Raw genomic sequence first — 25,928 nt, forward strand, 5'->3', positions numbered from 1 at the left:
GGTGGTCACTTGAGACCATTTCCTGCTCCGTCGATTGCTTTTGCGACTTGTTGACTTCCTCAGTTTCGTGGGGGTAGTTTTGGGGGTATGCCGTCCTTCTCGGCAGGAGATACCCCCATGCCCCTCTCCGATACTACTATTCGCGGCGCCAAGCCCGGCGTCAAGCCGGTCAAGCTGTCCGATGCCGGCGGTCTCTATCTTCTTCTGACTCCAAGCGGATCTCGCCTGTGGCGTATGAAGTACCGTTTTGCAGGGAAAGAAAAGCTGCTTGCGCTCGGCGTCTATCCGACCGTATCGCTAAAGGATGCCCGTGACCGGCGCGACGAGGCGCGGAAGAAGCTTGCAGCGGGCTACGATCCAGGCGAAGCCAGGAAAGCAGAGAAAGCGACGGCGAAGGATCGCGCAGCGAACAGTTTCGAAGTGATTGCGCGAGAGTGGTTCGAATTGACGAAAGGCAAATGGGAGGTGGAGTATGCCAGCCTCATAATGCATCGTCTGGAGCGCGACATGTTCCCTTCTCTGGGAGGGCGTCCAATCGCTGAGATCACGGCCGTAGAGCTATTAGCGGCGCTACGGAGGATTGAAAAGCGAGGCGCGATCGATACGGCACATCGTGCCTTGCAGAAGTGCGGCCAGATTTTCCGCTACGCGGTGGTAACCGGGCGAGCAGACCGCGATCCAACCGCCGACCTTCGCGAAGCTCTCAAGCCAGCACCGAAACAGCACTACGCGTCGATCAAGGATCCGAAAGCTGTTGGCGCACTGATGCGCGCGATTCGGGACTATGTAGGCGGCTTTGAAACGAAATGCGCATTGCTAATCGGGATTCTCACCTTTGTACGTCCGGGCGAGCTTCGAAAGGCAGAGTGGTCCGAATTCGACCTAGACCATGCTGAGTGGCGCATCCCTGCCGCCCGGATGAAGATGGGAGAACAGCACATCGTGCCTCTGTCGACGCAGTCGCTAGTGATCCTAAGGGATCTTCACTCGGTAACTGGGCATGGACGCTACCTTTTCCCAAGTGTTAGAACCGCTTCTCGGCCAATGAGCGAGAACACAGTGAATGCCGCTCTCCGTAGGCTTGGATATACGCGAGAGGAAATGACGGGGCACGGGTTCCGCAGCACTGCATCCACATTACTCAACGAGCTGGGATGGCACCCGGATGCAATAGAGCGGCAGCTATCACACGGCGAAAGAGATGAGGTGCGCGGCGCTTATAATTTCGCTGAGTATCTTCCTGTCCGAAAGAAGATGATGCAAGCGTGGGCTGACCATCTCGATAAGTTGGAGCGTGGAGCGAGATTGTTGAGGATAGAACTTTCCCGCGCAAGCTGACATTAGCTAAATGCCAAAAAGCAAATCGAAGAAACCCGCAAGCATGGCGACGCGTCGTCTTTTAGGCGACGTCCGCGCCAGCGCGAAGCAGCTATTTATCTGTTAAATCATCGAAAGCATCGAAAGTGTATTCGCCTTTGGCCGATACTTATTGATGTCACGAAATTGTTATCGATTGCGGATATTGAAGAGACAATCGAATTCAATACGTTTCGACTCGCATTTATTCATCTTTCAATTTTCCGATATTCGGATGCCGCACGATCATTTAACGGACGTTAATGGAATACAATCGAGTGGGGTGTGCCAAGAACGCGAGCATCCGATGGGGCCGAGCGCCGAACTGGAGATGCCGCGTGCTATGCAGCGCGAAGTTGGCGACGACGGCCGGGTTCGGATCGAACGCTTCGCCGAACCCGGGCTGCAACGACAGCGGCAGGTGCTGATCGGCCGTTTGCAACACCATGCAACGCATGGGGTTGGCGACCGAACCGCAGCCCAGTACCTGGGCCGTCCACGCCGATGCCGAAACCACGCTGGCGTGCAATGGGCGAGCGCGGCGACATCATCCGCACCATGAGCGGCCAGCGACGCGAGCTGGTCGTGTTTCAGGCCGTAGATGGCGGTCGCGCCATCGTGGGCCGTGTCGTCGGCAAGGGGCTGGCCGATGAGCTGTACGACAAAAGCTATTTGATCCTCGATGGCACGGACGGCAAGGCGCACTACGTCGCGCTACCGCCGCGGTCGGAACTGGAGCAGTACCCGACCGGCGCCGTGGTAGAAGTCAAAGGCGCGGCCGACATGCGCATCGCTGACCGGAACATCGCCGCGCTCGCCGTCGATGGTAGGTACCGCACCGATCATCATCCGGCCGTCGCGCAGGGACAGGCCGCGCCTGACCTCGACCCACACGAGATCGTGGCCTCGCATATGCGCCAGCTCGAAGCCCTGCGTCGCGTCGGCATCGTGGAGCGCGAAGTCGAAGGCGTCTGGCGTGTGCCAGGCGATCTGGCCCGGGACGCGAATACGACGCGCAGCGCCTTGGCGGTGGCACGGCGGTGGAACTAAAGTCGCACCTGTCCATTGAGCGTCAGGCGCGCGTCATCGCGTCATCGGTGCCACCTGGCTCGACCAGCGGTTGATCGGTGGCGGCAAGGGACTGGGCGCCTTGGGCTTTGGTGCCGAGGTGAAGGATGCGCTACGCGAGCGCGCCGACTTCCTGGCCGAGCAAGGTTTGGCCGAGCATCGCAGGCAGCGTGTCGTCCTTGCGCGCAATCTGCTCGCGACGCTGAGCGGTCACGAACTCGCACAGGCCGTTAAGAACATGAGGAGTGTCGTGGCAGATCGGACGACAACGTGGGTCTAGCATTGGGTGACTTCAACGAGGTGCTTCTATGTTGTTCACCGTTCCTTCCTGATGGGTCTTCAGCTTGCCGCAGATGTAGTCTTCCACCTCTCGTAGCGAAGCTATTTTTTCGCGGATGACGACAAGGCGTGCTTCCAGAAATTTAATCGCTTGTTCTTTCGATGGCGGGCTTTTTTTGTAGGCTTTTAGGAGAGGGCCGATCTCCTTCAGCGAGAAACCGAGCCTCTGTGCACCGCGAATCATTTCTATCGTGTCGAGTACGGATGCATCGTACTCGCGATAGATTCTGCTCCCCGCCTCGCGAGGGGTCGAGGTGATCAAGCCCATTTCCTCATAGTGGCGGATGCCATCCTTGGATAGGCCAGCAAGCTTCGCGATTTCATTGATTAACATGGAACTTATCCCTTGACTGTGGGGTTTCCCGACAGTTTAACCTTTCTCGCCGGTTAATCAAGAAAGGACACCACCATGAAGAAAATCGTCACGGCGAGCCTGTTTGCTATGAGCGTCAGCCTTGGTTTCGCAGGCCAGGCATTCTCTCAAACAAAGCCTCTCACTCTCGATACGCCAATTGAGCAAATCGCTGCCAATCCCGAAGGCAAGAAGGTTCTTGAGGCGGATCTGAAGAACCCCAAAACTGGCAGGAGCATCTTCGATAACCCGATGTACGAACAATTCAAGTCGATGAGCCTGAAGCAGCTACAGCCTATGGCTCCAAAGGCCGTCACCGACGAGCGACTGGAGAAAGTCGCGGAAGACCTCGCCAAGCTCCAGGCACAGTAGGCCACGTTCGCCGTATCGGCATCGTCAGTTCTGAAGATGATCAACGCGCGGGCTGCGCTCCGTTTTGCTAATGAGCTCAGCTTGCGCCCATCTGTTGTCTCGAACCCGTTTGGCTTTCGGCATTGAATGCAAGCCGATGGGTACGAGCGTCCTGCGCTGCGCGAAATCCCCATCGGAACTGCGTCGAAAGCATAAGTGGTCGGCTTGGCTGCGAGGTCCCCTCGCGGTGGACGGGTATCGTTTTTCATTCGGGCCGACACTGCCTGTCGGCAGAAGGAGGCTCTAATGTTCAAAACTGCACGTCAAATAATAGCGCGGCTGGGAGGACTCGCAGCCGGACTAGCAGTTGTTTTTGGTCTCATCACCGCTATGCCGGTCCATGCCCAAACTGGTCCGATCGTGACGACGAAATCGGGCGCCGTGCAAGGAGCGGCCAAAGGCGCTTACGATCAATTCCTCGCCATTCCTTACGCAGCGCCGCCGATTGGCCCGCTGAGGTTTCGACCTCCTCAACCTGCCTCGGCGTGGTCCGGCGTGCGTGACGCGACTCAGCCTTCGAGTGAGTGCATTCAACAACCACGCAACAATCTCTGGAAGGTCAGCGAAGACTGCCTTTATCTCAACGTCTATGCGCCGTTACACGCCCGGAATCTGCCAGTCATGGTCGAGATTTATGGCGGTGGATGGATCATTGGCGGAGCTAACGACTACGACGGAGGCGTGATCTCCACCCGAGGCAATGTGGTTGTTGTCACACTGAATTACCGACTCGGCGCCCTGGGCTGGTTGACCCTTCCCCAGTTAGGCAAAGAGGACAGCCGCGGTGCTTCGGGTAACTATGGTTTCCTGGATCAGCAGGCCGCACTGCGTTGGGTCAAGGGAAACATTCGCGCCTTCGGTGGAAATCCCGATAACGTCACGATCATGGGCGAGTCGGCTGGCGGTCAATCGGTATGCATGCATATGGTCGCGCCTGGCAGCAGAGGGCTCTTCCAGAAGGCGATTTCACAAAGCGGCTTCTGCGCGCTCGAAATTCCCGGCCCGAAGATGGCTATGGAATGGGGCAAGGAATTCGCAGCGGCGCTGGGATGCAACGACGGTCCTACCGCGGTGGAATGCCTGCGTGCCAGGAAACCTGAAGATTTCGCGAGTGGGAATGCCCTGCGTTTTCTGGGCCGCTTTCTGCCTGCATGGGATGGAGCGGTCCTGCCGACCGATATGGTCAAGTCCTTCAAGGACGGCGACTATGCCCATGTCCCTCTTATTATGGGTGGCAACCGCGACGAAGGCTCGATCCTTGCCGTGTTGCGGCATGGACTCGCCTTAACCTCAATGTCAGACGCCGACTATGCCGGCATATTGAATAGGAAATTTGGAGAAGCAGGGCCGGACATCCTGACCCACTATCCTCCCCACGACTATGCCACGCCTGGTCAAGCTCTGTCGGCAGTGATTACGGATGGCCAGCGCGTTTGTGCGACTCAAAAGGCAACGCGACTGATCGCGATGCATTCTCCGGTCTACGCCTATGAGTACGCCTATGTCGGTCCACAGTCGCGATCCCCTCTGCCTCCTGTTGCCGGGTTCGACTATGGAGCCGCTCACTCGGCCGAAGTCGGTTTGGTGTTTGGGCATGGCGAGGTGGGTGATCAGGCCGGTCCTCCGCTGACGGAGGTTGAACAGAGGATTTCCGATCGTCTTATCGCCTATTGGACACACTTCGCTGCCACCGGCCATCCGGGCGACGCGAAGGCCGATGGCCAGCTCCTGCCAGCGTGGCCGACTTATCAAACGGCGCATGACGACGTAATGCTTTTTACAGCGGACGCCGCGATGAACAGCACTGCATGGAGCCGCCACCAATGCGAGTTCTGGGATGCCTCCGGCATCCTCGATAAGACGCCGGTGTACTAGGCTCCTCGTCATCTCGCGCGCGGCACGATCTGTCTCACGTTCGGATTGGCGGTCTTTCCCTTTACTTATCTGCCACGCATGATTTCAACGCGGCAACCTCGGCGATCGCCGCCACCGACGGTGATTTCACGTACCTTTTCTCCACGAGTAAGCTACCTGGTCGTGGTGGTATTGGCTCTTTTCATGTGTCGTACAGCCGGTGCATTCGACCGGATCGCGACCGGATCGGGCGTTCCGATCGGGCCGACCTCTGGTAGTCTGCTTGAACTGCAATCTCGTCCGTTAGCAGGCGCTACTGATTTCGTCCGGCAAGACACGACATCGGCCGGTATGCTTGATGCGCTAAACGCGTACTACGATGCGGAAAAGAGCGCGCTGCCAGCTACAGAGGTGACCGGCGCTGCTGTAATCGTACTCGGTGGAGTACTTGAGAGTCGAAAAAGTCGCTTCGCAAAAGGTCTCGGTTTGCCATTCCTGCTTTTTGGAGGGATGACTGGAATAGGTTCGCTGATTTATGGGCTTCAGGTCGATGCTCGGCATGCCCGGTATGAAAACCTTCTGGATAGTGCGCCGGAGCTTTACCGTGAGCAGGAGCTTGAGCACCTGGAGAAGATGCAGACCGATTTCGGAAGAACCATTTCGATGGATGCAAGCATGGCAGCGGCAGGCTTCGGTCTCGCTGCGTATGGTGCTGTCAGAAACAATAGCCTTCTGAAGGGCGTCGGTATTGGAGCGCTAGTGAGTACCGCGGCACTCACGGCTTTGGAAGTTCACAATAGAAACCGGTCTACCGAATATCTCCATGCACTGCAGTTGTTCAACGCTCATACGTCACTGGAAATGGGCGAAAACGTAAAATCCTGGTCGCTGGTATTCCGTGCTTCGTTCTGAAGGAGAATCGGAAGAGATGAGCTGCGAGGTGTCCATGACCACGGACCCGGGAATCTGATTGACGGCCTACCTCGTTACTCCGACAACAGGGCCAGTGCGTTAGCGACATCTGTGGTGACGGGCAACGATTTTTCGGGGCGCACAAGTGCCGCGAGCGTGATCGCCAGAAGACCTATGAAGATCGATGCGGGCACGATACCGTTGACTCCAATCACTCCAAGTACAGCACCACCGATTCCTGCGCCCAACGCACCGCCGAGATAGACCGCGGATCCGTCGAGGCCAATCGCGAAGGGGGCTGCCGTCTCGGGAACCAAAGCAAGGAGTCGGTGCTGCTGGGCGATGACGAGCACTGCGTTGAAAGTGCCGATCGCGAACAAAGGTACGAGGATGCCGAACGATGTTCCGTGGACGATCTGGAATGCGATAAGCGCTAGCGTTGCACCGCAAACCGCCACCAGGGTGGCAACCGGCGCGCCACGCCAGTTCACCAATAGTGGAGCAACAACAGCACCGGCTACGCCGCCCACACCGAGCATGAACATTGCGAGCGGAACGAGTTTGGATGTTGCATGGAGAATCGTCGCGAGATAGGTGAACGTGGTGAAACTCGTCGTCATGACGGCTACGGTGATTCCGATCACGCTCATGACTCGGCGATCGAAGAGAATTTGCCACCGCCCTTGCTGCCTCGGAGGAACCGGAAGCGGTGACAGTGCGGGAAGGGGCAGGGTTGCGGCGAGCGCGAATCCGCCGAGAATCCATAGCGATGACCGCCAGCCCCAGTGCTGGCCCACCCAGATCGCAAGGGGCACACCGGCGACGAGCGCCAGCGATGCGCCTCCCAGAATAAATGCGAGAGAGCGTGCGCGCGTCGCCGAGGTGCTGTGGACACCGGCGCTGCTATAGGCTGTCGGCAGGTAGATGGTGCCACTAAGCCCTATAAGTGCGCTCCCAATCAGAAGCGTAGATAGCTGCATCGCAGTCACCTGGAACAGGATGCCTGCAAGGAAGGCCAGCATGCTGACTCCGAGGAGCAGGCGGCGCTCCCAGGTTTCGGTGAGTGCTGCGACGATCGGAGATGCGACCGCAAATACGGCTGCAAAAACCGCCGTCGACACACCGAACGTGCTTGCCGACACGTGCAGGTCGGCAGAGACCTTCGGCATGAGTCCAGTCAGAAGGTGACGATCTACACCATGTGTGAAGGTGCCGAGCGCGAGGATCAGCAATTCGGGGATTCGGAGGTTTCTTGTTGACGCATGAGTGGGCATATAACAGCTTCCTTGATCCGTCGCATCGAGGTACGTGCGCCAGAATAAATTGCGTGATCAGACAGTTTTTTAATGAGAAAAAAATCAGACGAGCGTGCGGCGCAGAACTTCGAAGGAGGTCGCGCAGTGTTCATCAGCCTTGGCAGGTTCGGCGATCATGAAGTCGATGGTTGTGTCTGCAATGGAGCCCAGAAGCGCCGCGACGAAGGCGGGCGATGCATCTCGCATGGAGCCGGCCTTTCGGGTTCGCTCGATTAGCGATGCCACGCCCGCCATGGTCTGTTGGCCGGCCTTGCGACTTTCTGGCGTGATGTCTTCCGATACATTCAACTGCGCCATTGCCCGACGCTTCTCGGGGCTGGATGCCGCCCACATCAGCCAGTTGCGCCAAAGGTGAAAGAGTTGGTTGCGGGGGTCACTCGGCGTGGGAAGTCCTTTCGTTGCCGCTGCGCCCATCTCGCTCTTCAGCTCCACGTAGAGCTGATTCAACAAGTCGGCCTTCGTACTGAAATAGGTAAAGAGCGCGCCGTTCGAGACGCCGGCCTCCTTGGCGATCGCTGCCGTCGATGCCGTCAACCCCCTGGACGCAATGACCCGGGTGGCGGCCGCCATGATTGCAGCGCGCTTTTCGTCACTTAAAGGCCTGGCCATAGATCCTCCTTCGACAGAGTTATATAAGAGAGTGTCTACTCTGTCAATGCCTCTTGATGGCGATTCTCCAAGCCTAAAGCCATTCTAGATACCACCATCTAAATCGCTTGACTGTGGGGTTTCCCTACAGATTATCTTGACCGCCACATCGTGCCAACAACATGGAAGTGACGGGATATGAATACAGAGATCAAGCCTGTTGCCCTGGTGACAGGTGCATCTTCCGGCATGGGCAAGGACCTTGCGTTGCGTCTGATCGCAGAAGGCTACGTCGTCTACGGCGCAGCCCGTCGCGTGGAGCGCATGAGCGACATCGAGGCGGCGGGCGGCGTGGCCTTGGCCGTAGATGTCACCGACGACGCTGCACTGGTGGCGACTGTCGAACGCATCATAGGCGAGCATGGACGTCTGGACGTCCTCATTAACAACGCCGGGTATGGTCAATATGGCGCGCTCGAGGATGTGCCGATCGCGGAAGGGCGCCGCCAGTTGGAAACCAACCTGTTTGGCCTTGCTCGTCTGACCCAACTCTGTCTCCCCCACATGCGCGCCAGACACTTCGGGAAGATCTTCAACATCTCTTCGATCGGCGGCAAATTCGCTACGCCGCTTGGCGGTTGGTACCACGCGTCGAAGCATGCTCTCGAAGGCTATTCCGACGCATTGCGCAATGAGGTTCGCGCGTTCGGCATCGATGTCGTCATCATCGAGCCGGGCGGCATCGAAACCGAGTGGGGCAGTATTGCTGCAAAAGAAGCCGAGCGCTACTCCGGTCATGGGGTCTATGCGGACCTCGTCGCCAAATTCCGCCAGTTGCAATCGGGCGACCGAAAGAGCCCACCAGCCCGACTGATCAGCGATTTGATCGTCAAGGCGTTAAGGGCCAAACGTCCAAAACCTCGTTATCACGGCGGAATGCTTGCCGGCCCTCTGCTGTTCTTGAGGCGCTGGCTGCCTGATCGCGTGTTCGATCGAATGATCATGTCGGCCATGCGCTAACGACGCGCGATAGCGAGCGACTTCTTCCTCCGCACCACACCAGCTATTCACGCGCCAGAACGCTGCCGGCGATAGCCCGGTGGTGTAGGACCGCACGCAAGTGTTCATTGGTCTCGGTGCTGCGTATCACTTTTGACACCGGAATGTCTGCCTATCTTGAGCATTGCGATTGGCTGACTTGGCAAGCACATACTGTTAATTACGAAAGGAAAACCGAAATGATGGAACTCATTCGTGGGTACTACGCCGGCGAGCGCTATACGGCCATATTGGCGATGGGGATAGGCGCCGTGTTGCTATTACTGGCTCTGGTTCTTTGGCGAACCTCGTCGGGTGTTTCACTCGCCCGCGGCATGGTCCATGTCTTTTTAGTCGCAGGACTATTCCAGATCGTTGCCGGTTTTGGATATTCCATGGTGGTCAACAGGCGCGTGCACGAAGCGGAGCAGATCTATTCAGGCCACACCGAGCACGAGATAAAGCAGCAGGAGATTGCTCGCATGAGTCGTGTCGTCAAGTCGGGCTATAGGGGTGGATTGGTAGCCTATACCGCGTTGATCCTTCTTGGAATCGCGTTGCTCCTGCTATCCATCGACGTTCCTGCAAGAAAGGGGGTTGCATTGGCACTCCTGATCGTTGGGGTGCTTGGGCATTGTGTTGAAGCATTCTCGATGCAGGCGAACCGCCAATATCTGAAGGTGGTGGAGACTCGGCTCATCATCTAGCGCCGACCCGTTCGAGGACATAGCACAAAGAAGGCGTTTCCAGAATGGAACTCCGTCATCTACGTTGCTTCCTGGCTGTTGCGGAGGAGCTTCACTTTGCTCGTGCGGCTGCGCGACTCCACATTGAGCAGTCGCCGCTATCCACTGGCGCCCGGAGATCGGGAGTAGTGAAAAATGTCACGATCGCGTTAATAGCCTGGCTGTCCACAGTGGAAGCCTGCAATGCAGATCGTGGACGCGTCCTTTTGCTGGTGGCTTTGACATACCTTGACATAACTTTTGAACAGCTTGAAGTCGTTGGCAAATCTACAGTGTGAGCACCGTCGCGTCTGACGATTGCGACATCTGTCGATCTGTTCTGGAGATGCCATGAAGCTTCGTGCTGTCCTTGCGCTGGCGGTAGGTCTCGCTGGTGTGTACGTTGTTCCTTCCGCCATGGCCGGCAGCGTAGCCATCGGTATCAGTGTACCGGTGGCGGCCGTACCGACCGTCGCGGTTCCCGCGCCCGCCTATGTAGTTGCGTCGCCCCCTGTGGTCGTGGCTGCGCCTGTGGTCGTGACAACTCCGACCGTGGTCGCCGCTGGCCCTGCGATCGTGGCTGCTCCGGTCTATGCCGCGCATCCGGCAGCGGTCGTAGTCCGCGGTGGATATGGCTATTGGAGACGAGGCGTCGTGGTCGTCCACTAAGCCTTCGCGCTCGATTCGCAAAGCGTCCTGTCTGCTGGTGGCCGATCCGATCCGTGCATTGGCCTGACGATAACTCTCTATCTGGTTCACGAATGTCTTCACAACGCTTCATGTTCCGCCGGGCGCCGGCGGGGGCGCCGTCGCGCTCTCGTATCCGTTCTTCCGGCGTTGCAGCCGCGCTCGGCGCTGCTGCCTTCCTCATGGTCTCGACGTCTTCAATGGCACAACAGGTGCCCGGCAACAGCGTTGGTCTCAACCTGGGCGTGTTCCCCCGTTATCAGGGTGCGTCGACGTATCGTGTGTTGCCGTTGCCGACGCTTGCGCTGACGAGTCACGGGTTGCCCTTTGACGGGAGCTTCTTCCTGCAAGACCTCAACGGCGGTGTCGCGTTTCCGTTTGGGCGCTCCATAACTTTCGGTCTGCTGGTCGGCGTCGGACTGGGCCGCAAGCAGGACGATGCACCGATACTCAATGGCCTCGGCGATATCGACACGTCGTTCCAGTACGGCCTGTTCGCGCGGTGGCATAGCGGTCCCGCCAGCGCGGACATCCGCTTCCTGCAGGCGGCGCACGCGGGCTACGGTAATCACGTGACGCTGGGCGTGTCCTATGCGGTTTTCGACACACCGCGCGATCGCGTGACCGTCTCTGCGGATACGGTCTGGAGCAACGGGCCGGCGGAACAGACCTATTTCGGCGTGGACAGCGAGCAGGCTGCGAATAGCGCCGCCGGATTGCCGGTTTACCACCCGTCGGCCGGTTTCTCACGCGTCGACGGCAGGCTCGCCTGGGAGCACCGTCTCAACCCGCGCTGGTCGTTGCGCAGTTCGATCGGCGCGGGTTCGCTGCTGGGCGATGCGGCGAACAGTCCGGTCGTCGAGCATCGCGCCGCTGTGTTCGGTTCGGTCGGTGCTTCGTACCGCTTCTAGGCGCCACGCTATGAAAATGCTCCGGTTCACTTTCCCCGTTATCGGTGCTGTGGCACTCGCCAGCTGTGCCGTCGTGCCGCCCAGTTACCCGACCGTAATGGCGCTGCCCGCCAGCGGCAAATCGATTCAGGCCTTTCAGGCTGACGATGTTGCTTGCCGCGCCTACGCGGCGCAGGTCGTCGATCCCGTCGTTGCCGCGCACCCGGCTGCGGATTCCGGTATTGGCGCTCCTGCGCTGGGTGCCGCGGGAGGGGCCGCAGCCGGCGCGCTCATAGGCGCCGGCGCGGGCAACGCGGGCGCGGGCGCGGCGATCGGCGCCGGAGCCGGCCTGTTGCTGGGCAGTGCGGCAGGCTTAAGACAGCATCGCAACAGTGAAGCAGCCTTGCAGCGTCAATATGACAATGCCTACTCTCAATGCATGATCACGAAGGGCGATTCGATCGACGCACCACCTGTACCACGTCCCCCCGTGGTTATGACGGCACCAGCGGTCATCTACGCGCCGGCGCCGTATTACTACGTCCCGTACTATTGAACCGCGGGCACGCCGGAAACTCGGTTCGTCGAACCCGGAGAAACAAATGAAGCGAATTGTGACGCGAGCTTGCATCGTTCTGCCTGGCATCCTCGCCGCTGCACCGATCATTGCACAAAGCACGATCTCGCTGAAGCTCGAAGCGCGTTTCGCCGCGGCAGACGTCGACCACGACGGCAAGTTGACGAGAGCGGAAGCGCAGGCAGGCCTGCCGCTGTTGGCCGGATACTTCGACGAGATCGACAGCACGCGTCAGGGCTACGTCACACTTGCGCAGATCGAGCAGTACGTCGCGCAGCGTTGCCAGTGAACGTTGACTCTCGATGCCGCGCGCCGCCACGCAATTGCCCATCCCGTCCAGCGATGCACAGCCGATGAATAAGACTCCGCCTGGCCGCATCCTCGTGCTGGACGACGACCTCGATATCCGTAACATGTTGCAGCGCTTCCTGACTGGGCAGGGTTTCGAAGTGCGCACGGTGAAGGACAGCATCCAGCTCGACGTGTTTCTCGAGCGGCACCCGTACGATCTCCTGATTCTCGACATCATGATGCCCGGCGAAGACGGTTTGTCCGTCTGTAGGCGGTTGCGCGCGCAAGGCCAGACGGTTCCCATTCTGATGCTGACCGCACGTGGTGACCCGATCGACCGCATCGTGGGTCTCGAGATGGGTGCGGATGATTATCTGGGCAAGCCTTTTCTGCCAAGCGAACTCGCCGCGCGCGTGCGCGCAATGCTACGGCGCCAGCAAGTCTTTGCACGGCAGATCGGGCGCGGCGGTGCAATCAGCGATCGCAAAACGGCATCGCTCTCTTTTGGGGACTATGTGTTCAAGCCGCATCTTCAGGAACTGACGTTCGCCGGCAAGATCGTGGAGGTCGGTCCCGCCGAAATGCGCCTGCTGTTTGCGCTCGCTGAAACGCCGAACCGGCCCGTCAGTCGCGAAAATCTTATAGAGCGCACCCGTGGGCGTAGTCATGACGCGAACTCACGAAGCGTCGACGTGCAGGTGCTACGTCTGCGTCAGATCATCGAGGTCGAAGTATCCACGCCGCGCTATATCCGCACTGTATGGGGCATCGGCTATATGCTCGTGGCGACGCTCGATGCGTAAGCAGTGGGCGCAGGAGTACTGCGTTCGACCACGTCGCCAATATCAAGGGACTGTCATGTCAGGTTGGCTCCGCTCCATTTTCGTCAGGAACGCTCTGGCGCTGATCGTGCTCGTGCTCGTCAGTCAGGCCTTCGCGTTCGGCGTATACCTGTTTTTCATTCAGAGGCCGCGCGTCGACGACGCGGCGGCACTCACGGCGGTTCAGATCCGTACGCTGACGCGGCTCCTGTCTGCTCTTCCAGAAGATGAGCGCGAAGCGCAACTCAAGGCGATCAACGGCGTCTCGCAAAGCGAGGTGCCTTCAGCCGATGAAGGATCGGAGACATCGATCAATCCTCTCGCCAGCTATTTCGCATCGCGTCTCTCCGCCGAGCTGGGCCGCGACGAGCAGGTGCGCTGGGAGCATGACGACGAGCGCCGCGTGTGGGCACGTTTGCACGTACACGACCAGTACTACTGGATCCGCGTTTCCGGTGGCCCTACGGCGAGCCGCTATCTGCCGTGGACCCTGATCTGCCTGCTGCTGGGCATCGCGACGTTTCCGGCGCTTGGGGCCTTCCTGATTCACCGGCCGGTGGAACGGCTGCTGCGGCGGCTTGTGCGGGGGGCCGATACTATTGAGCAGGGTGCGTGGCCCGAAGCCGTGCCGGTCGAAGGGCCACGCGAACTCGCGGTCGTCGCCGACTCCTTTAACCGGATGGCCGCCACGCTTCTGGACCTGGAGGTCACCCGCGCGGAAATGCTGGCCGGCATCTCGCACGACATCCGTACACCGCTCACGAAGCTGCGCATGGCGTTGTTCGCCCCGGAGGCGTTCGAGGCTCCGCTAGCGAGCGCCGAACGTTTCTTCGACCAGATCGAAGTGATTGTCCAGCAGTTCATCGACTTAGCGCGCGGCTGGTCCACGGAGCCTGCGAAGCCGGGCGATCTCAACGGGCTGATCGAACAGCTCGCCGCGGATTACGCAGGGCTCGGCTATAGTTTCACGTTATCGCTGGACGCTTTACCGCCGGTACCGTTTCGGCCTGTTGGAATGCAGAGGCTGCTGATGAACCTGATGCAGAACGCTGCGGCACACGGACGTGTTGGCCTCGCGATCGCGACCAGCGCGACGAACGACGCGGTCACGATCGACGTCAAGGACCGCGGCCCGGGGGTGCCCGACGTCATGTTGCCGCTGATCAGGCGGCCGTTCCGGCGCGGAGCGCAGAACGATCAATACGGCGGCACCGGACTCGGCCTCGCTATCGCGGATCGTATCGCGAAGCAGCATGACGGCTCGCTCGATTTATTCCGCAACGTACCGACAGGTCTGGTGGCCAGAGTGCGGCTACCGGGTGGCCGAGGCCCGTGATCCTCGGGCAACGCATTATTTGACGCGGGCCTGCCGGAACGATAGTGCAACCAAAGATGCCGCGACCGTCGTAGTCGAGCGAGCAGGAGAGAGGTAAGCTTCGAGGCGGTTGATGATTTCGCTACCAGAGACGTCGCTCGCAAATCGCCCCCTTTCCTGGGTGGGCACAAGCATGTATTTTCGACGGTAAAAGCGACGACAAGGCCCCATGTCGATCATAGCGAATCCCTTTCACTACTTGGGTTTGCGAGACCTGTTGATGATCGAGTGGGGATAGACAAAATGTTTCGCGATAGCCTCCCGTTGAAGCACTCAGTGCTCAGTATCACATCCGACGTTTTTGCCACCGCACTAACATCCCGGTGGCCGGGTGTGGCATAGTGCGGGCACTGTTACAACGATGGGAGAGCGATGGCTACGCTAGAGAACATCCAGGCAAAGATTGTTCGGTTGCAGGCGGAAGCAGAAGCAATCGTTAAGAAGCAGTCATTAGCCGTTGTTGGCAAGATCGGCGAATTGATGGAAAAGCATGGGCTGACGTTGGCCGATCTTGAGTCACACCTCGGTGGCAGAAATCGACACCGGGACGCGGCCGCAGTAAAGGCCGCCGGCAAGGGAAATGGTGCGGCAAAGTACGTTGATCCGAAGAGCGGAGCGACGTGGACCGGTCGCGGCCGTGCGCCGGCCTGGATCGCCAATGCCAAGAACCGAAACAGATTTTTGATTGATGCCAGTGCGCAGCATCCGATGAGCGCTGCCGAAAGGGCAAGCAAACCCGGAAACTACGTTCGCGGGCCGCAGATGCCGAAATATCGCGATCCGGAAACGGGTGCAACGTGGAGCGGACGGGGCCGCGCACCGGCATGGCTGGTAGAGGCCAAGGACCGAGCTGTATTTCTGATCGAAGGCAGCGGCAAAGCGGTGCCTAAGGCGACGACCTCAAGGAAGTCCACAGCGAAGAAGACGGCTGGCAGAAAACTCGTACCCAGATAAGCCACGGTCAGAAAAGGGGTGGCCGGGGCCATTCCCACGGTAAAGCGTGCTGGGAGGCCGAGGAATTCGACTGCGACGAAGACTGCGTCTACGTCGAAAAACGCGGCGGCAGAAACGGATGACGACGCTGTAGCGAGCGCAGAAGCCCCGAACTAGGCATCGGTCGGCGCTGGCCGCGTGGAACCACGGATAACTGCTTAATCATTTGGTCGTTGCGAAATTGAGACAACGCGACGAAGCCTGCGAAGGGCATCCGAGAGGTGCGGGCCGTAGTTTCACGCGGGTGTCTCGATCCATTTTGTTCCGCCATCCGCAGGGGGTAGATCTGGGGGTAGCCGCCCATCGTCGAATCGAGAATTCCTTATGGGGCTTGCCTCAGCGGCCGGCATGTGAATCCCACCCGGCCCACCAAGCCCATCAAGGGTTTGCTGAGTTTCTAACTTCCTGTTGTAGCCTCGGCGAAACCCTCCAGGCTACATCTAGGCTACCCGCTCGGGTGTGCGTGGCCTGGCGGTTGTGCGATCATCTTGTGTCCCATGATTGCCCGCCGCGCAGATGCAACCGTCCGAATTCCTCGCCGTTCTCAAGAGTCTTCCTGCCGATGCACCGCTGACGCCGATGCATGTTGCTGCGCTGCTGGAAACGCTTAGCCCTATCCTGAAGAACCCAGCCCCGGTCGATCTGGACAGCCTGCCCGCGTCCAAACTGATTGACGAAACCATGCTGGCCGACTGGCTGGGCGAATCGGTTTCCTCGTTGCAGAAGTGGCGGGTAAGCGGAAACGGGCCGAAATTCGTCAAGAACCCAAAATCCGTTCGCTACAGGGTCGGCGACGTGCGTGACTGGATTGCCCGCAACACGGTGCAATCAACGAGCGAGGCAACGACACTGCTATCCCGCTTTGGCGATATGTGGGATGGCTTCGATGACCCAGTGGCCGCCGTCATCGTCAACAACGTGCACATGGGCTCCAGCGTGATCGCTACGCGGTGCGCGAGGATCTTGCGGCTGGCCCAGTCTGCCACCGCCGTCAGATACACAAAGCCGCGCGCAATCGGGATATAGGTCGTGTCGAGCGCCCAGGCCTGATTGGCCCGGTCGATCTTCAGGCCGCGCAGCAAGTAAGGCCAGATCTTGTGCTTCGCGTTGCGTCGGCTCGTGTTCGGCCTGCAATACAGCGCTTCCACACCCATGCGCTTCATGAGCGTACGCACGCGGCGACGGCCGACTTCGTGACCCTCCCGTCGCAACAGGCGCGCCAGCATCCGCGCACCGGCAAACGGGAACTCCAGATGCAGTTCGTCGATGCGGCGCATCAACCGCTGGTCGTCGTCGCTGAGCGGCCGCGCCTGGTAATACGCGCTCGATCTTGCAATACCGACAAGCCTGACTTGCTGCGATACCGGCAACGCGTGACTACGGTCAATCATCGCTTTGCGCTCAGCAATCCCGCCTTGTTGAGCGCGCCGCTTAAAAAATCATTTTCCAACGTGAGCTGGCCGATCTTGGCGTGCAGCGACGTCACGTCTACCGGCGGTTCGCTCGACACCGCGCCGCCGAACCGAACACGTCGGCCGCACGCTCCTGCAACTGCCGTTTCCATTCCGTGATCTGGTTCGGATGCACGTCGAACTGCTGAGCCAGTTCGGCCAGCGTGCGCTCCCCCTTGACAGCCGCCAGGGCCACTTTCGCTTTGAACGCCGCTGAGTGCGTGCGTCGGGTTCGTTTCGTCATTTCCCCGGTTCCTTTGCCTGCATTATCGCTGGCTCAGGCCCCGGCCGTTCCACTTATCCCGCTGTCCGATTTTGCGCGGCCACCTCTCATCATCTGGCGGGGACCGTCGCACTGGATTTTGCCCGTCGTGTTGCAGGCTTGGCAGGACACGCTATCGCCTTCGTGTGCAACATCCTGCCCGCTTAGCTGAATCGTGGTTGGCGTAGCCTGAACAGTGCCGTTGGCTGTTGTTCTGTCGCCACTCAAGATCAGATATCGTTTCATAGTTTCGATTTACTGCTCACGAATGTAGGAATGCGAAGAACTGGAATCCCCTTCTGGTTGCGAAATGAGGAAAGGGTAAGGTCATCAGTCAGCATTGACCAGCTTCGATGTCCAACCCTGGTCAAGCCGCATCACGTTGGACATCTACGCCGGACAGCTGAAACCCTTGATAAATAAGGTTGTGTCCAGGGTGTCCAACGTGTCCGGGAAAATTCGGCATGCACATCCTGGTTCAGCAGTCTCGCTATTGTCCTGTCGTCGCTCAAATCTAGATCGCAAATAACGAACTATTGGCCCTCCGCAATGAAGGTTCCACCTTTGAAGCGATAGAGCTGGCTAGTCCGCCCTTTTTCGGCATCGTGTTCCCAGGCTATTTTTATGCCTGTCGGTGCGTCGTTCCATGTGATAGCAAGATATGGCGATTTGGTTCCCGTTTCGGAATCAAGTGCGACGCTTTTCAGGCAGCTTTGCACAGGCAAGGAAAAACGTAGACCTGCCTTATTTCCTTCAATTTGGAGAACATACAACATCCCTTCTTCTCCAGCTCCACAATAACCCATCGGATTGTCGCTTGACGACTGATTGACGACAAGAAGCACGTATTCCTTTCCATCAACGACGTGCGATCGATCTGCCGGAAATCCTATGCTCGAAGCGGTCGAGATGGCATGCTTAACGCTTTCAGGAAAGCGCAGCAGAAGCTCTTTTTTGGTAGCCGCATCCACTTCAACTAGCTTCCTGCCTTTCTGCAACAGCACACGCCCACCTTCAAGATTCACGGCGTCGGGCGACGGTGTCTCGGCGATCGCTAACGAGCTTGTGCAGATCAACACCGCTGCAAGCACGCCGGTCTTAATTGCCGAAGATATGATCGACATAACACATTCCTGTATAGGTCCACGGATGTTCTTTGGATTGTCCCGCCTTCATTTGCGAGTATTGACCTTTGTCGCGCTCGTGCAATTGATCAGCGGTCCGCCCCGCATTGGATGGATTGTCCATGTTCCAACCGATGTTACCCTGAGTCGGGTCACACAATACGTTCTTTCGTTCAAGTTGCTTCGTCTCGGAATTCCATTGGTAATAGGTGCCCCCATTCCATCTGGTAAACGTCTCGCGCATGAGTTGATCATCAGTGTAGGGATGATGCCCGAATGCGTCCTTCGCTTCAGACTGCTTCTCTTGGAATAGTTTCACTCCCACTTTGATGTTCTCTTTCCAGTTCCAAATTTGCTCATAGCTCGGAGCCGGATTCGTCATTTGTGTCAGACCGTATCCTCGATCACCCGCGACCACCGGTTCGTTGTCTGCGTTGATGAAATTCTTGAAGTGGCTTTCCTGCTCAACAACTTTATCGAAACCCAATGTGTTAGGCATTGTCGCGATGAACGAGACAACATTCTCTTTCGCTGGATTCTTCCCTAGAACGAAAACCGTGCGACGGAATTCGGTGGCGCCTGCTGCCACTTGGACGGACAGCTTTCCCCCGACAATCATGTCGTTTAGATTGGCTTCCCACGATTTCTCGTTGCTTGTAAAAGAACCTGATTGAGAAAACGTGCGAAGCTTCTTACCGCGTTTCGCACTCTCTCTCAAGCTACTCACCTGTGCATCCCAAACGATCGTCCACTTCCACTGATAAGGTGGAGGCACATCAGTTTTGATTTCAAACACTACAGATGGGAACTTCGGCGATTCATCGATATAGAATTTGTCGCCCGTTGCCGGGCGAACCCATTCGCCCGTGTCGTTCTGAATAACGGCCTTCACTAGCGACTTCTGATTGATGTTTGTCGCCGAAGCATGCTTAACATGTCGCACACGGACTTTACGCTTCGTCGGTTGTGTCGTCATCGTCCACCTCCTGGAATACGGTCAGCGAAAGCGCTTCTGGTTCGTCAGTGAAAACGTGCTGCGCAAAGCCATTGGCGTCACTGTAGCCAGTCCATTTCATACCAGACTCACTTTCGATTTCGTAGCGAGTATGCGCAAGCACCGTCTCGCCATCGTCGTCAACCAAATGGAATTGCTCATGGTAGCGTGTATTGCCTCCGGAATTCGGCAGAACCGGGAGCACATAACCCTGCGCGGCAGGTCCGGCGATCGAATGTTGTCCACCTTTGATGTCAATCTTGCCTGGCGCGTGAATCTCGATGTTGCCGTCCTTGACGCGGATATACGCACCGCCTGATGTCAGCAGGACTTCTTTCGCGGCCGCAACTTCAATGTTTTCCGTTGCAGACAGCACCTTTACGCTCTTCTGTGCGGTCAGTTCGATATTGTCAGAGTGGGCCTGGATTTCCACTTTGTCCTTGGCCGCAAACAGTTTCATCCCTGCATTCTGCACGAAGAGGCTAAGCTTTTCGGCGACGCTCGCAATCAACGATTTGCCGGTTGCGATGTGCGTGCTCTGTCCGCTGACAAGGTTGGTCGTTGCGTCGCTGGCGATGTGAACGGATTGCTGGGTTGACAATGCGATACCCGATGGACTACCAAGCAGCATAACGGGTTGCTTGAATGCATTGGCGTTGCCCGTTCCGCCGCCTGCGGTCTTACCACCTGATGACGAGCCCGATACGCTGTTCTGGGTCGCGTCGGTGAATGACTTGAGCGAGTCATAGCCATCCTTCAGGCTTTCGGCCTGGTGCGTGGTGCTGGCATCCGACATCGCCTCAAGCACGCTTTCGGCATTCACCAGTTGAGAGGTTGTTTGCCTCGCATCCATCTGCTGGCTAGTCGCCGGATAGGTGGTGACATACAAGCCTTGGCCCGCTCGCACGGCACCGAAAGCGTCGGACTTCAGATCGAAGCCACTGCCCAGATAACTTCCTCTGTTGTTGCCGGACTGATCGATGAGGTAACCGAGGTGTAGCTGGGCATTCGTGCTGGACGAGTAGAGCTGAACCCGGCTCTGGCCCGTCGAGTCATCGAGCACCATCTGGTTATAGCCACTGCCCTGATATTCCTTCGATTTGTAGCCCGAGAGCAAGCCGTTGGAATGCCAGTGCGGTTGCGTCTGGCCGTTGTAGACCTTGCCTGTTACGAGCGGTCTATCGCAATCACCATCAACCCAATTGATGAGGACTTCTTCGCCTATTCTTGGGACATGCACGCTGCCATATCCACCGCCGGTATCGGTCATGGCGACACGCACCCAGCACGATGCCCGTTCATCACCGTTGTTGAGCCTGTCCCAGTGGAAGCGCACCTTGATACGGTTCAGCAAATCGGTGTAGACCTCTTCATTGGCGGGCCCGACCACAATCGCCGACTGCAAGTGTATTTCCGGCTTGTGATGTTCAAACGGACTGCGATAGGGGATAGCCTTGCGTTGGGCTTCAATCTCGACAAGAAAGAAGCCTTCGCTGCCATCGGTGTGTTGAACTTTCTCGCCGGTCTGGTTGGCTTTGATGTCTGCCAGCTTCTCTTTGAGGCTATGCGGATAGTCTGCAGCATGGCTGGAAACCGGCAGGTTGTTCTCGATGAACCACGCGGTCTCGATAGTGGCGAACTGCCGGTTTTGCTGGCTATCCATGGCATGCTCGGGATGATCGTCGAGTTCAAACCAGTGGCCGGCGTCCGCCGCTCTCACACTGCCGGAACCGAAGAACCGTTTCGCGCGCGATTCCCATTCCTCCATGCGAATCTTCGATAGGTGGTCGCCCCGGTCCTGGGTGCCGTAGGTATAGGCTCCCGTGTATTCATAGACTTCGGCCTGCAGGGGCAGATCGCCTTGCTTGGGAAGCGTAGAGATGTTTGTGCCCTTCGGATTGGCAGGCGAGGCGGGTGCCTTGTAGTCAAAGGTGCGGGTGGTCAGCGTCGTGCTTTGCAGTGTTCGCGTGCCTGACCACTGCACCAGGGCATCGGTTTCGCTGTTGGTGCCTGCACGGTAGAACTCAACCGTCTGTGGCGAAAGTGCCGGGAACGCATCGAGGCTGTCCGTGACGATAAGCGTGTGGGACTTACCGTCGCCTGCCTGCTCGAAATAGCCGAACAGGCCTTCACTTTCCATGATGCGGAAGACAAAATTCCAGTCGTCCTCATACTGCATGCAAAACGATCGTGGGGAAGGGGCTTGCTCAGGGCGAAGCGGAATGCACCTTGAGCTTGCGGGTGCATTTTGAAGACATCCGTGAGAATCGCGTCTGCCGGTTTGTCCTGCCAGATTCGCGCATCCTTGCGAAATCGCAGGAAGTGCATCCATGAAGCGAAGCCGATCTGAAAACTCGTGAGACCACTATCCGACCCAAGTCGCCGAGCGGTATGCACGTATCCATGATGGGGCAGGTAAGACTTGTCAGCCCTGCTGAATCCAAAGCGTAACGGGCTGGGCAATCAGCGTTTTGAGTTCGATGGACTCAGACGTGGAAACGACATCAGCGATGAATTCAAAATGACAGTCAATTCGTGAATGACCGACGACGCGCTGGGGCACCAGGACGTTATTTCCCAGTGAAGTATCCAGCTTGACAAGGCGGTCACTCTGGATGAGTCCGCCAGTTATTGCCCCGATAATGTCCTGCGCACCCATGCCGCCTCTTCTTGTTGGCTATCGCGCCCCCGCGCGTAAGCGCGATTTTACGAGCCATCTGAAAAATCGGCCAGTCAGAAAATGTTAAAAGCTAATTCCGGGAATTAATTCCGCGACGATCTTATACGAATTGAATAATGAGTAAGTTTTCCTTGGTCAGTTGAATCAGCGCAAAGCCGGTGCTTACTGTCCGGGATAGGGGATACGCGTCCACGCTCGGACATCTACCCCGGACATCTGAAACCTTTGCTGTGTAAGGCGGTATCCAGGGTGTCCAACGTGTCCGAGGTAAATTGATATTGTTGCAGGTAGAACACATCCTCTCGAATCGTCCTTCTACCCAAACTACTGTTTCGTCGCATCCCATTTTTGCGCGTACCGTTCGTAATTCTTACGAACTTTCGCCTCTGCTTCTTCCCGGGTCTTGCCATAACTGGGTTCAAGCTGAAGCCGTCGCGCCATATCTGACTTCCCGTTTGCGATACATTGCCACGGCCAATACTTTTCATCAGGGATGTGATCAGAATGAAGCTCGTATTCATCAAACTTTGGGAACCTTCAGTCGTTACGTTGGCGGCAGGGGTCTTCAGCATCCCGCGACTGCTACAGCGGTGATGATTGAAGAACTCGCTTACCATTCCAACTCGGTTGCCGCCATTGTAGATGTTCATTGCATTCTCGCAGGGCGCGCACTTGAACATGCTTCTCCTGCGTTACAGGAGCGTTACCTCGCACCGCTTTTGGCCGGCGAAAAAATTGGTAGTTTTGCTACGATTGAGCCCGAGGCTAGCACCGATCTGAGCGTGCGGATGGTCTGGCCCATGGACGGCGCTTTCGATGTCTGAGCGTGGTCGACGACTACACCCGGGAATGCCTGGCCATTGAGGTGGACACCTCGCTGCCCGGCCTTCGCGTGAAGCAGGTCTTGCAGAGGCTGGCTGAAATGCGTGGCTTGCCTGCTTCGATTACGGTCGACAACGGTCCGGAATTCGCTGGGAAGGTCCTGGATGCATGGGCTTACGAAGCTGGTGTAACGCTCTCGTTCATCCGGCCCGGCAAGCCAGTGGAGAACGCCTACATCGAGAGTTTCAATGAACGCTTCCGGGATGAATGCCTGAACGAGCACTGGTTCGTCTCCATGCGTCATGCCAGAAGCTTGATTGAATCGTGGCGAATCGAGTACAACACCGAGCGGCCCCACAGCTCGCTCGGCTACCTGACGCCCGAGCAGTTCGCGCGGGCGCATGAAGCAGCCCGGCAGTTTTTAACTTCGGACTCAAACTGTGGTCCGGACTAGAACCGGGGGCAGGTCAATCGAACGTCAGGTCCGACGCACGCGAAAAGCAGCTTCAGGTTAATAAGGCAGACGGGCCTGGATGCTGGCAAGCACAGTAACCGGCGCTTACCCGTCTTCACCAGCATATCGAATCCTTCGCCGCGCCAACGGTCCGCCGGCGCCTGGCTTTCGCCTGCCCTCGACCCGTTATGCGCCTCTGCAAATGGACGGGCAAGGACCTGACTGATGATTCATGAGTCAGTTCGCGAAAGTCGTTGGCAACTTCCTGCTCACGGAAGAGGTCTTTTGCAGACCTTCCTTATGTTCAGACCTTTAGGTGCTCATTGGAAGGGCGTCGCCTTTCGACCGCATTCGACTGACACACATCAATGATCGCGGTAAATTCAATGTAAGACTGTTTTTCAGAACGACCTGACCGGAGCTTTCTGGAGCGACCTCGTCGGGCCGACTTCCATACGGCTCACCGGCCGGCCCCCCGTGGCAGCGCAACTCGAGGATCAAGGAAATTTCCGTATGGACACGCTACAGAATATGCGCATCTTCACGCTGGTTGCCGAGCAACGCAGCTTTTCTGCGACCGCGCGCGCGCTTAATCTGACAACCGGAGCCATTTCCCGAGCTGTCTCCGAACTGGAAAGCCGATTGTCCATTCGACTGTTCAATCGCTCCACGCGTGTCGTGACACTGACGCCATCGGGCGAACGGTATCGGCACCACGCGTTGCGCATCCTCGCAGCTATGGACGAAGCGGAACGCGAAGCCAGGAACTCGCAGGAATTGGCGGCCGGCGAACTGCGCGTGACGATATCCGAGGAAATCTCACATCTTCGTATATTTGAAGGAATCCGAATATATCGTAGACAGCACCCTGCCGTATCGATTGCCCTGACCTTGGCCAGTGGCATCCCGGATCTATATCGGGGGGAAGCGGATATCGCGCTCGTCAATGCCACGAGCCTGCCCGACTCCGGGCAGGTTGCACGCCACCTCACGACCACATTCAACGTACTTTGTGCCGCCCCGCGCTATCTGAGAGGAAGGCAGCTGCCATTGTGCCGTGAGGATCTCGCGAAACATGAATGCCTCGCGCTTGACGCGGCCGGCTGTCGTCCTCGCGAGTGGACCCTCGACGACGGAAACCGGAGCTTTCGGATGCGCGCCAGCAGCATGCTACAGACGAACTCGGCCTCGATACTGCTGAACGCAACGCTGGATGGCATGGGCATTGGCGCACTTCCACTTTCTACCGCAGTGCACGGGTTGCAGCGCGGTGAACTGATACACATCCTGCCTGGCTACAGGGCTAACGTCACGAACGTCTATGCAACGTTTGCGTCATGCCGTTTCATGGACGCCAGGGTGCGAACGTGGCTCGAGTTTATCGTGACATATTTGCGCACTGTCGTTGAAGCCGATAAAGCCGCACTTACCAGGAACGCATCACCAGTGCAAACCGGAGTTTGCGCGTGAGATCAGTTGGCTGTTCAACAGCTCCAGGGGCGCTGTGCAAAGCGATTTCATAAGTGAAGAGTCACGCCAGTCCGATCTGGCCATACCCTGATACCGCACCGTATCAGCCATCGCACGGTTTCGCAGCTTCTCGCTTATCGAAAACGAAGCCATGCTGCAAGAAAAAACGAACTGCCGCGTCGGGAGCAAAAAATCATGGGTAATGTCATCAGAAATGACGCATGGCAATACACGCTTGCCATGCTGGCGCAGCCGTCCCTTGCTGATTTTGCGAACGCGAGGGCGTTCTCTGTACCTTGTCGACATCAGGCTCGACGTTCTCATGCGAGCCGGCCGCACCACCACGCGAGCGCTGCGCATATGGAAATCGTCGAACGCCATTCGGAATCGCTATTGTCGGTCTGCTGGTGCGATGCAACGTTGGGGCGCTACGGCGCGCAGTTATGGAAGCTGACGAAAGCGCGTTGCCGCGCGGTGTGTGCGTTGAGTGGTGCGCCGATCCGACGGGGGGACGCGGTGTATCGCCCGTGGGCCAGAGGGCATGCGCCCGCGAATGCGGACTGGGTCGTGCTTGCTTCGATGGTATGCGCACATGAGGCCATATGAACCATACGCGGGCATGCGGCACTGGACGTGGTGGCCCGGATATGGCTGAGATCACGTAGCGGCAGGTTCATCCATTTACTCAATGCGCTAAGGCCTGGCGACTGGCGGTCGAAACGTGCATGTCACCCTCCAGACCTGAAGGATTCGAAGCGCGTACCGAGGCACCGGGAAATTGAACGGCCGGCGAAGGTTGATTCCTTCTGGGTGGGGTGGCGCGATTCGCGTCAATCGCGTATTGCATATCGGGACTGGAACAAGCCGGCGATGTGACCCTGTTGCGTTCGTTCGCCGTTCACTCACAACCTGCGCGCATCCGGTCTGGGTACCCGTCTTATCGATGCTTCCATTGCGCTAGCTCAAACGCGATCCCTGCGCGCGCTCTACCTTATTCCGAACGATGAGTCTGCCCACACGTTCTTTGCGCGGCGCGGATTCACTCGCATCGAGCGAGACCACATTCCCGGGGCGATCC

General features: G+C 57.9%; 21 protein-coding genes and 6 pseudogenes. 19 read left to right on the plus strand and 8 right to left on the minus strand.

The window, feature by feature from the left end:
* The first annotated feature begins 117 nt into the window (after positions 1–117).
* Positions 118–1,338, plus strand: a complete 1,221-nt coding sequence (locus BHE01S_RS28650; protein WP_042269936.1) for a tyrosine-type recombinase/integrase — start codon at positions 118–120, stop codon at positions 1,336–1,338.
* A 325-nt stretch (positions 1,339–1,663) separates the two neighbouring features.
* A pseudogene (locus tag BHE01S_RS36315) lies at positions 1,664–2,665 on the plus strand (DUF3363 domain-containing protein); the annotation flags it as partial.
* Between the two features lie 51 nt (positions 2,666–2,716).
* Here BHE01S_RS36315 and BHE01S_RS28660 read toward each other — a convergent pair.
* Positions 2,717–3,097 (minus strand): MerR family DNA-binding protein, encoded by a 381-nt coding sequence (locus BHE01S_RS28660; protein WP_042269893.1) that lies wholly within the window; start codon positions 3,095–3,097, stop codon positions 2,717–2,719.
* A gap of 75 nt (positions 3,098–3,172) precedes the next feature.
* Here BHE01S_RS28660 and BHE01S_RS28665 point away from each other — a divergent pair, with 75 nt between their 5' ends.
* The 3 genes from BHE01S_RS28665 (at position 3,173) to BHE01S_RS28675 (ending at position 6,292) form a co-directional block, all read left to right on the plus strand.
* Positions 3,173–3,487, plus strand: coding sequence for a hypothetical protein (locus BHE01S_RS28665; RefSeq protein ID WP_042269895.1), 315 nt, complete (start codon positions 3,173–3,175; stop codon positions 3,485–3,487).
* A gap of 285 nt (positions 3,488–3,772) precedes the next feature.
* Positions 3,773–5,401 (plus strand): carboxylesterase/lipase family protein, encoded by a 1,629-nt coding sequence (locus BHE01S_RS28670; RefSeq protein WP_042269897.1) that lies wholly within the window; start codon positions 3,773–3,775, stop codon positions 5,399–5,401.
* A gap of 120 nt (positions 5,402–5,521) precedes the next feature.
* On the plus strand, positions 5,522–6,292 hold the full coding sequence (locus tag BHE01S_RS28675; protein WP_157025693.1) for a hypothetical protein: 771 nt from the start codon (positions 5,522–5,524) through the stop codon (positions 6,290–6,292).
* A 74-nt stretch (positions 6,293–6,366) separates the two neighbouring features.
* Here the strand turns inward: BHE01S_RS28675 and BHE01S_RS28680 are convergent, their stop codons facing one another.
* Entirely contained in the window at positions 6,367–7,566 is a 1,200-nt protein-coding gene (locus BHE01S_RS28680) for an MFS transporter (RefSeq protein ID WP_084069333.1), read from the minus strand.
* An 84-nt stretch (positions 7,567–7,650) separates the two neighbouring features.
* Positions 7,651–8,217: a TetR/AcrR family transcriptional regulator gene (locus BHE01S_RS28685; RefSeq protein ID WP_042269903.1), complete on the minus strand. Its 567-nt coding sequence runs from the start codon at positions 8,215–8,217 to the stop codon at positions 7,651–7,653.
* Positions 8,218–8,394: 177 nt separating this feature from the next.
* Between BHE01S_RS28685 and BHE01S_RS28690 the strand changes: the two genes are divergently transcribed.
* The 9 genes and pseudogenes from BHE01S_RS28690 to BHE01S_RS39595 all read left to right on the plus strand — a co-directional run bounded on the left by BHE01S_RS28690 (position 8,395) and on the right by BHE01S_RS39595 (position 15,554).
* Positions 8,395–9,216 carry an oxidoreductase gene (locus tag BHE01S_RS28690; RefSeq protein WP_042269905.1) on the plus strand — a complete coding sequence of 274 codons (822 nt, stop codon included), beginning with the start codon at positions 8,395–8,397 and terminating at the stop codon, positions 9,214–9,216.
* A 218-nt stretch (positions 9,217–9,434) separates the two neighbouring features.
* The gene (locus BHE01S_RS28695) at positions 9,435–9,941 is read left to right on the plus strand and encodes a hypothetical protein (RefSeq protein ID WP_042269907.1); all 507 of its coding nucleotides are present in this window, start codon (positions 9,435–9,437) and stop codon (positions 9,939–9,941) included.
* A 44-nt stretch (positions 9,942–9,985) separates the two neighbouring features.
* A pseudogene (locus tag BHE01S_RS37205) lies at positions 9,986–10,084 on the plus strand (LysR family transcriptional regulator); the annotation flags it as partial.
* Between the two features lie 597 nt (positions 10,085–10,681).
* Positions 10,682–11,557: a MipA/OmpV family protein gene (locus BHE01S_RS28705; protein ID WP_245639889.1), complete on the plus strand. Its 876-nt coding sequence runs from the start codon at positions 10,682–10,684 to the stop codon at positions 11,555–11,557.
* A gap of 10 nt (positions 11,558–11,567) precedes the next feature.
* Positions 11,568–12,092: a glycine zipper domain-containing protein gene (locus tag BHE01S_RS38090; protein WP_042269912.1), complete on the plus strand. Its 525-nt coding sequence runs from the start codon at positions 11,568–11,570 to the stop codon at positions 12,090–12,092.
* A gap of 46 nt (positions 12,093–12,138) precedes the next feature.
* Positions 12,139–12,402, plus strand: coding sequence for an EF-hand domain-containing protein (locus tag BHE01S_RS28715; RefSeq protein ID WP_042269914.1), 264 nt, complete (start codon positions 12,139–12,141; stop codon positions 12,400–12,402).
* Between the two features lie 64 nt (positions 12,403–12,466).
* Positions 12,467–13,207 carry a response regulator gene (locus BHE01S_RS28720; RefSeq protein WP_042269938.1) on the plus strand — a complete coding sequence of 247 codons (741 nt, stop codon included), beginning with the start codon at positions 12,467–12,469 and terminating at the stop codon, positions 13,205–13,207.
* Between the two features lie 55 nt (positions 13,208–13,262).
* Positions 13,263–14,561 (plus strand): ATP-binding protein, encoded by a 1,299-nt coding sequence (locus tag BHE01S_RS28725; RefSeq protein ID WP_042269916.1) that lies wholly within the window; start codon positions 13,263–13,265, stop codon positions 14,559–14,561.
* Positions 14,562–14,972: 411 nt separating this feature from the next.
* Positions 14,973–15,554, plus strand: a complete 582-nt coding sequence (locus tag BHE01S_RS39595; protein WP_084069337.1) for an H-NS family nucleoid-associated regulatory protein — start codon at positions 14,973–14,975, stop codon at positions 15,552–15,554.
* 968 nt (positions 15,555–16,522) lie between these two features.
* On the opposite strand, the pseudogene BHE01S_RS39320 reads toward BHE01S_RS39595, so the two are convergent.
* The 5 genes and pseudogenes from BHE01S_RS39320 to BHE01S_RS28745 form a co-directional block, all read right to left on the minus strand.
* Positions 16,523–17,288, minus strand: a pseudogene (locus BHE01S_RS39320) (IS3 family transposase); the annotation flags it as partial.
* Between the two features lie 33 nt (positions 17,289–17,321).
* Positions 17,322–17,552, minus strand: coding sequence for a PAAR domain-containing protein (locus tag BHE01S_RS39920; RefSeq protein WP_407669564.1), 231 nt, complete (start codon positions 17,550–17,552; stop codon positions 17,322–17,324).
* A gap of 287 nt (positions 17,553–17,839) precedes the next feature.
* Positions 17,840–18,430 (minus strand): hypothetical protein, encoded by a 591-nt coding sequence (locus BHE01S_RS38095; protein WP_157025697.1) that lies wholly within the window; start codon positions 18,428–18,430, stop codon positions 17,840–17,842.
* Positions 18,405–19,406, minus strand: coding sequence for a hypothetical protein (locus tag BHE01S_RS28740; protein ID WP_042269918.1), 1,002 nt, complete (start codon positions 19,404–19,406; stop codon positions 18,405–18,407). Before BHE01S_RS28740 ends, BHE01S_RS38095 begins: the two co-directional genes overlap by 26 nt.
* Positions 19,381–22,083: pseudogene (locus BHE01S_RS28745) on the minus strand (type VI secretion system Vgr family protein). The gene BHE01S_RS28740 and the pseudogene BHE01S_RS28745 overlap by 26 nt, the downstream one beginning before the upstream one ends.
* 548 nt (positions 22,084–22,631) lie before the next feature.
* Between BHE01S_RS28745 and BHE01S_RS39325 the strand changes: the two are divergent.
* The 5 genes and pseudogenes from BHE01S_RS39325 to BHE01S_RS39930 all read left to right on the plus strand — a co-directional run.
* Positions 22,632–22,928, plus strand: a complete 297-nt coding sequence (locus tag BHE01S_RS39325; RefSeq protein WP_281177776.1) for an acyl-CoA dehydrogenase family protein — start codon at positions 22,632–22,634, stop codon at positions 22,926–22,928.
* Positions 22,889–23,380 (plus strand): annotated as a pseudogene (locus tag BHE01S_RS28755) (integrase core domain-containing protein); the annotation flags it as partial. The gene BHE01S_RS39325 and the pseudogene BHE01S_RS28755, both read left to right, overlap by 40 nt.
* Positions 23,381–23,893: 513 nt before the next feature.
* Positions 23,894–24,850: a LysR family transcriptional regulator gene (locus BHE01S_RS28760; protein ID WP_042269922.1), complete on the plus strand. Its 957-nt coding sequence runs from the start codon at positions 23,894–23,896 to the stop codon at positions 24,848–24,850.
* Positions 24,851–25,210: 360 nt separating this feature from the next.
* Positions 25,211–25,456: a DUF3331 domain-containing protein gene (locus BHE01S_RS39925; RefSeq protein ID WP_407669566.1), complete on the plus strand. Its 246-nt coding sequence runs from the start codon at positions 25,211–25,213 to the stop codon at positions 25,454–25,456.
* 345 nt (positions 25,457–25,801) lie between these two features.
* Positions 25,802–25,928: pseudogene (locus BHE01S_RS39930) on the plus strand (arsenite efflux transporter metallochaperone ArsD); the annotation flags it as partial.

The organism is Paraburkholderia heleia NBRC 101817 (genome assembly GCF_000739775.1).
GTDB lineage: Bacteria > Pseudomonadota > Gammaproteobacteria > Burkholderiales > Burkholderiaceae > Paraburkholderia > Paraburkholderia heleia.

What these genes read in the sequence shown, in the direction of transcription:
- BHE01S_RS28650 (WP_042269936.1), top strand. Translation starts at nt 118, where the DNA reads ATGCCCCTCTCCGATACTACTATTCGCGGCGCCAAGCCCGGCGTCAAG.
- BHE01S_RS28660 (WP_042269893.1), bottom strand. Translation starts at nt 3,097, where the DNA reads ATGTTAATCAATGAAATCGCGAAGCTTGCTGGCCTATCCAAGGATGGC.
- BHE01S_RS28665 (WP_042269895.1), top strand. Translation starts at nt 3,173, where the DNA reads ATGAAGAAAATCGTCACGGCGAGCCTGTTTGCTATGAGCGTCAGCCTT.
- BHE01S_RS28670 (WP_042269897.1), top strand. Translation starts at nt 3,773, where the DNA reads ATGTTCAAAACTGCACGTCAAATAATAGCGCGGCTGGGAGGACTCGCA.
- BHE01S_RS28680 (WP_084069333.1), bottom strand. Translation starts at nt 7,566, where the DNA reads ATGCCCACTCATGCGTCAACAAGAAACCTCCGAATCCCCGAATTGCTG.
- BHE01S_RS28685 (WP_042269903.1), bottom strand. Translation starts at nt 8,217, where the DNA reads ATGGCCAGGCCTTTAAGTGACGAAAAGCGCGCTGCAATCATGGCGGCC.
- BHE01S_RS28690 (WP_042269905.1), top strand. Translation starts at nt 8,395, where the DNA reads ATGAATACAGAGATCAAGCCTGTTGCCCTGGTGACAGGTGCATCTTCC.
- BHE01S_RS28695 (WP_042269907.1), top strand. Translation starts at nt 9,435, where the DNA reads ATGATGGAACTCATTCGTGGGTACTACGCCGGCGAGCGCTATACGGCC.
- BHE01S_RS38090 (WP_042269912.1), top strand. Translation starts at nt 11,568, where the DNA reads ATGAAAATGCTCCGGTTCACTTTCCCCGTTATCGGTGCTGTGGCACTC.
- BHE01S_RS28715 (WP_042269914.1), top strand. Translation starts at nt 12,139, where the DNA reads ATGAAGCGAATTGTGACGCGAGCTTGCATCGTTCTGCCTGGCATCCTC.
- BHE01S_RS28720 (WP_042269938.1), top strand. Translation starts at nt 12,467, where the DNA reads ATGAATAAGACTCCGCCTGGCCGCATCCTCGTGCTGGACGACGACCTC.
- BHE01S_RS28725 (WP_042269916.1), top strand. Translation starts at nt 13,263, where the DNA reads ATGTCAGGTTGGCTCCGCTCCATTTTCGTCAGGAACGCTCTGGCGCTG.
- BHE01S_RS39595 (WP_084069337.1), top strand. Translation starts at nt 14,973, where the DNA reads ATGGCTACGCTAGAGAACATCCAGGCAAAGATTGTTCGGTTGCAGGCG.
- BHE01S_RS39920 (WP_407669564.1), bottom strand. Translation starts at nt 17,552, where the DNA reads ATGAAACGATATCTGATCTTGAGTGGCGACAGAACAACAGCCAACGGC.
- BHE01S_RS38095 (WP_157025697.1), bottom strand. Translation starts at nt 18,430, where the DNA reads ATGTCGATCATATCTTCGGCAATTAAGACCGGCGTGCTTGCAGCGGTG.
- BHE01S_RS28740 (WP_042269918.1), bottom strand. Translation starts at nt 19,406, where the DNA reads ATGACGACACAACCGACGAAGCGTAAAGTCCGTGTGCGACATGTTAAG.
- BHE01S_RS28760 (WP_042269922.1), top strand. Translation starts at nt 23,894, where the DNA reads ATGGACACGCTACAGAATATGCGCATCTTCACGCTGGTTGCCGAGCAA.
- BHE01S_RS39925 (WP_407669566.1), top strand. Translation starts at nt 25,211, where the DNA reads ATGGAAATCGTCGAACGCCATTCGGAATCGCTATTGTCGGTCTGCTGG.